This is a genomic window from Duncaniella muricolitica (assembly GCF_910574735.1).
GTDB classification, from domain to species: Bacteria; Bacteroidota; Bacteroidia; order Bacteroidales; family Muribaculaceae; genus Duncaniella; species Duncaniella muricolitica.
Genome location: NZ_CAJTCF010000132.1, coordinates 1 through 5,035, shown reverse-complemented (window position 1 = coordinate 5,035; position 5,035 = coordinate 1). Strand labels below are relative to the sequence as shown.

General features: G+C 47.0%; 2 protein-coding genes and 1 pseudogene. 1 reads left to right on the top strand and 2 read right to left on the bottom strand.

What is annotated here, in order from left to right; genetic code table 11:
• A pseudogene (locus tag QGT73_RS16910) lies at nucleotides 1–118 on the top strand (IS982 family transposase); the annotation flags it as partial.
• 135 nt (nucleotides 119–253) lie between these two features.
• Here the strand turns inward: QGT73_RS16910 and QGT73_RS16905 are convergent.
• Complete coding sequence (locus tag QGT73_RS16905; RefSeq protein ID WP_280123207.1) at nucleotides 254–1,621, bottom strand: TlpA family protein disulfide reductase; 1,368 nt, start codon at nucleotides 1,619–1,621, stop codon at nucleotides 254–256.
• Nucleotides 1,622–1,819: 198 nt separating this feature from the next.
• Nucleotides 1,820–4,822: an endo-1,4-beta-xylanase gene (locus QGT73_RS16900; protein ID WP_280123206.1), complete on the bottom strand. Its 3,003-nt coding sequence runs from the start codon at nucleotides 4,820–4,822 to the stop codon at nucleotides 1,820–1,822.
• Between the last annotated feature and the right edge of the window lie 213 nt (nucleotides 4,823–5,035).

Here is a 5,035-nt window from a genome sequence, read left to right as displayed (position 1 = left end):
GTCTTTCGCTAATTTTATCACCAATGCCTTGAGTGCTATCGCTGCTTACTGCTTTTTCCCAAAGAAACCGTCTATCTCTTTGGAGTTTGTGACAGATAACCAGCTAACTTTGTTCTGATTGCTTATATCGAACTCACGTTAAAATAGTGCCTGTCGGGCAAAAACGCCCGACAAGCACTGTTTTTTAATAAATTTTTTCTTATGGCTTTGACCGAGCCGTCTATTGCTAAACTATCTACATGTAATGACATGATTACAGATGGCTGTTGAGGAAAGAAGGAAGTTCAGGCGACAGGTAATGCGGTACACCTTCTTTGGTAATATTTCCGTCCTTGTCAATCATTAAGCATGTAGGATAACCATTGATTCTAAGATGTCCTTTAATCCTGTCTTCCATTTCAACATTATCGATGAATATCTGAATGGAGTTTGATATAGTTGGTGCGACTTTGAGCCACGCTTCTTTACTTGAGTTAAGCCAGATAATGGCAAATTTTATATCCGAGTCCTTATAATGCTCTCTGATATATTCACTTCCTTTAATCGCCGCCCGGCATGGACCGCACCACGTGGCACTTACATCAAGATAGATTGGATGTCTGTTATTTTCATTTATGAGCCATGTGATGGGATTCACATCAGAAATTTCCTTGATTTCGCGGTTAATATAGACATAGAAATCACCTGGTCTGATACCATCTAATGAAATTATATTGACAGGATTATTCTGCGTATAAAGTCGGTTGTAGTAGTTCTGATTAAAGAATACAGATCTGTCCGGTGTGGGAGCTTCTTCATCGCAGACATACATGATATCCCTTACAGTTCCTTTCGGTGCGCTATCACGAACATCGGGAAAATAATTCATTATAGCTGAAATGTGATATGGAAAAATCATGAGTTTTGTGTTTTCCTCATTGAATAGGTCAAAAATAGGGTCAAGAAAAAAAGCACGTTTTTCCTCCATATTTCGTCCCTGATATCCGTTAGCCATATTTGCCAGACTGTAAATGTTATCAATATGTAGCATCGATGTCACTTCGTCAGACAGGTTATGCACCCGTGCATAGCAGGCAATGCTGTCGCGTCCCTGTCTGATATATTCTTTAAAGATCGGCATATATTCATCAAAGGCAACAGTATCGGATGGTAGATTTACTGACCAATAATAAGATTGCATATATTGAAAGGCACGATCGTACTGCCGGTTTATATCCTCATGATCTCCGGAAAATGAGACGGAAAGAGGTGTGGTGGAAGCATCGATATCCATATATATGGAATCGCCCGGAGCCGCAAATACGTTGATAAAGTTTGACTGATTATAGTTTACCGTGAATGTGTGAGGATATGACAGAGGTATCTTTCGGCAGAAAGAGTTATTGCTGTCAAGTTCACATATTTCTCTCACGCTCTTGTTTGATATATCACACTCGATTATAGTGGTGATGCGTGGCATATTTTCCGCAATATTTCGAAAACGTCCCGCTACCGTTATAGAGTCAGCCATGGATTGAGCAGTCGATGACCGGACTAATTCTTGGGTTACACTTCCTGCAATAGTTGGAATTGCTCCCAATACCATTACAAATGCAAAAAATATGTTAAAGCGGTTGGCCATAATTAATAATGTGATATTATCCTCTGTATACTCAAGGAACGTATTGCAAATTTAGCGATTATCTCAGCTATGCTTTGACTTGTATTATATAATAGAGGTTAAAACTATAAAAAATGTATTTTCAACTAAATTCTGACTTTTAGACTGTTTCTCAATAGAATGTCCCTGCCGGACAAAACACCCGACAGGGACATTCTCTTAATAAACTTTCTTTACGGCTTTAACCGAGCCGTCGGAATACGTATTGACTTCAATAACGAGACCGTTTTGTGTGGTCGGTCGGCCGTAGAGGTCAATATAACGGGTCGAGACGATTGTTTCGTCTCCCCTTATATCCTCAATGCCGCTTTGCCCCGCTCTTTCGGCGGCCAGTCTCATCTGTGCATGCACATTGTAATAGGCCGGCTTGGGCTGGAGGTCGGAATCAAAAAGCAGAGGTTTGTTCTGACGCCACGAATGATTGTCTGAAATGCCCCACATAAGCATGGATGGACAATTGTCATTGCGCAGAAACACTCGTGTTACGGCTCCGTATTCCTTGGCTTGTAATGTTAGCGCGTCTGCAGCGTGTGGATTGGCAAGAGCTATGTCAAGCTCGGTGATAATGCAGTCGAGGTCCATGTCGGCATACCGGCGTATGTTTTTCTCCAGTTTGAGTGTATCGAGCTGCCCTGTGGTGAGGTGACATTGCAGTCCGCAGCCGTCAATCGGGACTCCTGACTTTTGGAGCCGTTTCACCAGATTGTAATAGGCTTCGGTCTTGGCATTGCCGGCAAACTCTACATTATAGTCGTTGATATACAGCTTTGCCTCCGGGTCGGCCTGATGTGCCCATACAAACGCCGAGTCGATAAATTCCTCGCCTATATGTGTGGCCCATATCGAAGGGCGCAGGGTATAGGCATCGGGATTGGTGCGTACTATGCTCTGGTCGTCATCGAGCACTTCGTTGCACACATCCCACTCTCTTACAGAGCCTTTGTATCTGCCCACCACGTTGAATATATGGTTTTTGAGAATATCGAGCAGTTCGCGGCGCGAATAATTGTTATTGTTTTTCACACCGTCCTGGCTCACCCATGCCGCCACCTGCTTGTGCCATGCGAGAGTGTGGCCACGCACCGCCTGACCGTTGCGTGAGGCTGCGCCTGTCACGGCGTCGGCTCCGCCATAGCTGAACTGGTTGCGTCCCGGCTCGGTTGCGTCAAATTTCATCTCGTTTTCGGCCACAAGCATGTTAAACTCGCGTCCGGCCAGCTCAGCTTCCCGGCTGTTGTTGCTGTCATAGCGATACGAAGCAAAGGCCACGCCTATGTGCTTGCCGAGTTTTTCGGCATATGTGCGCAGCGGGGTGGGGTCGGTAATGTCATAGCTCCAGTCATCATCGGGCCATTCACCCTTGTCGCCGGGATTATCGTCATCGCCGTCACCTGCATCTCCCTGGCCGCTATAGTCGGTGGATGTGACTCGGGCCACTATAGAGAATGTGCCGTCCTGATTGTCTCTCTGCTCCACGACCCAAGTGCACGCTTTGGGATAGACTATACGGAAGCTCATATCACCTTCTCTTGCATTGGCCGTTAGCAGCTCATATTCGTCGTTGACTGCGGGTGAGGCATCCTCGGTGAGCGCGATGGTGATACGGGGCATTATGTCGGAGTCTTCAAAATCCTCAGTCTTGCCACTGTAGGAGAGGGTACCCTTTATGACGGTGCGGCTATAGTCCGACAGGTTTCTGAGTCTACATATGATATTGCCCTCGGGATGCATCACTACTTTTACGTCAGAGACTGCTGACTCATAGTCGGCAAATGTCAGTGTGCCGGGATTGTCGTTTGAGCCGGGGATGATTTTGCCATACACCTCGGAGCGTGACGCCACGCTGCCGGTGCCGCTGAGCGTCCCCGCTTTGAATACAGTCACTGTGCCGTTTTTTCCGGTCGCGCCGCTCTTCTTGCCGGCTTCGGCTTCGGCGGCGTTGTTGTCGACCGACACATTGCCGGCTAAGATACGTATGCCGGCGGCAATGTTATTGTCATTGCCGCTGATTGTATATGTACCGTTGCCCTCCTTTATCAGACCTACTTTATTGCCGGCCTGTGAGTTGTATATCTTTCCGGCAAGAGTGGCATCCTTGCCGTTGCAGCCCGTGATATAATAGGAGTTTGCCGAACCTTTCTTGTAATATCCGTCGAGTGTGCTCCCCTCTTCGGTCGAGAGTGACCCGAAACGTATCCCTCGGGTGCCTGACTCAACGGCTATAGTTGCTCCTGCGTGGAGAGTCACGTCCGATGGTGCGAACACTTCATTTATGCGTGAGCCCTCGAGGTTGTCGGGCTGGAAGGTGCCGCTGTTCATGAGCAGACCGTAAAATCCGCAATTGCCGATTAGATCTTTATAGGGATACACATGCACGCTGCCGGTCATGCCGCTCCAGTCGGGAGTGGTCGAGCCCTTGCTTGACTGAGAGCCTATGTAACTGCGTTCACCGCCGGCATATATGTTTAGTCTGCCCTGACCGTGGACTTTGCCTGTCCATTGCGAGTAACGCGATGTCCTTACATTGGTAGTGATTCCATGAGGTATGAGTATGTTATCGGAAATATCACGATAATTGCTCGATGAGTTGTTTTCGCAATAGTCGAGCAGTCCGCCGTCGTCGGTGGTTACAAAGTCGTCAAGCGGTCCGGCGAGAACGATATTGTCTATGTAAAACTCCGAATTGTTGTGATGTATGCCCAGGCGTATCACATCTGAATTGTTGGAGTCATCGGCCGCTTTGAGGTTATAGGTCTTGCTTATCCATTCCGAGCGGTTGCCCTGATGAGGATACCCCTCGTCGCGATACAGTTCTTGTTCGCCAAGAAACAATGCAAACTGCTTCCAGTCGTCGTTATCGTCAGCCACGCGATACAAGTCATATTTCACCATCGTGTAGCGGTCGGTCAGCTCCTTGCCTCGCAATGGGGTGGGGAGTGTGAATTCCGGATGACAACCCCATTCTTTGAGCACGATGTGGAGCACTTTGTTGGCCGGGTTTGCGGGGTCGGCCTCAACTGTGGCGGTTGAGCTCCCTCCGGAGTGCCGGAGTGTCCATTTTGTACCTATGTCATAACTCTCGAAATCGCATACGTTCAGCGGGGCGGCACTCAGGCTCCCGGCTGTCAAGGCTGCTGCTAATGCTGCCTGAATCTTTTGCATGGTAAGTCTGTTAATGTTAATTATGTGATGATGATTAGATATAAGGAAAGTATCGCAAAATTAGCTAATTTCTTAGCTATGCTCTGAGTAACTATTCAGCGGACACGCTAAGGCGATAATGTGGAATAGACATCACCATTATAAGTAAATTCAACCTGCTGATTTTATAGTAATTAGCTGCAATTTTATTTGGTAAAGTCAAATAAGTTTTGT

Bases quoted from the DNA above. Each gene is read 5' to 3' on its own strand.
- QGT73_RS16905 (WP_280123207.1), bottom strand. From the start codon at position 1,621: ATGGCCAACCGCTTTAACATATTTTTTGCATTTGTAATGGTATTGGGA.
- QGT73_RS16900 (WP_280123206.1), bottom strand. From the start codon at position 4,822: ATGCAAAAGATTCAGGCAGCATTAGCAGCAGCCTTGACAGCCGGGAGC.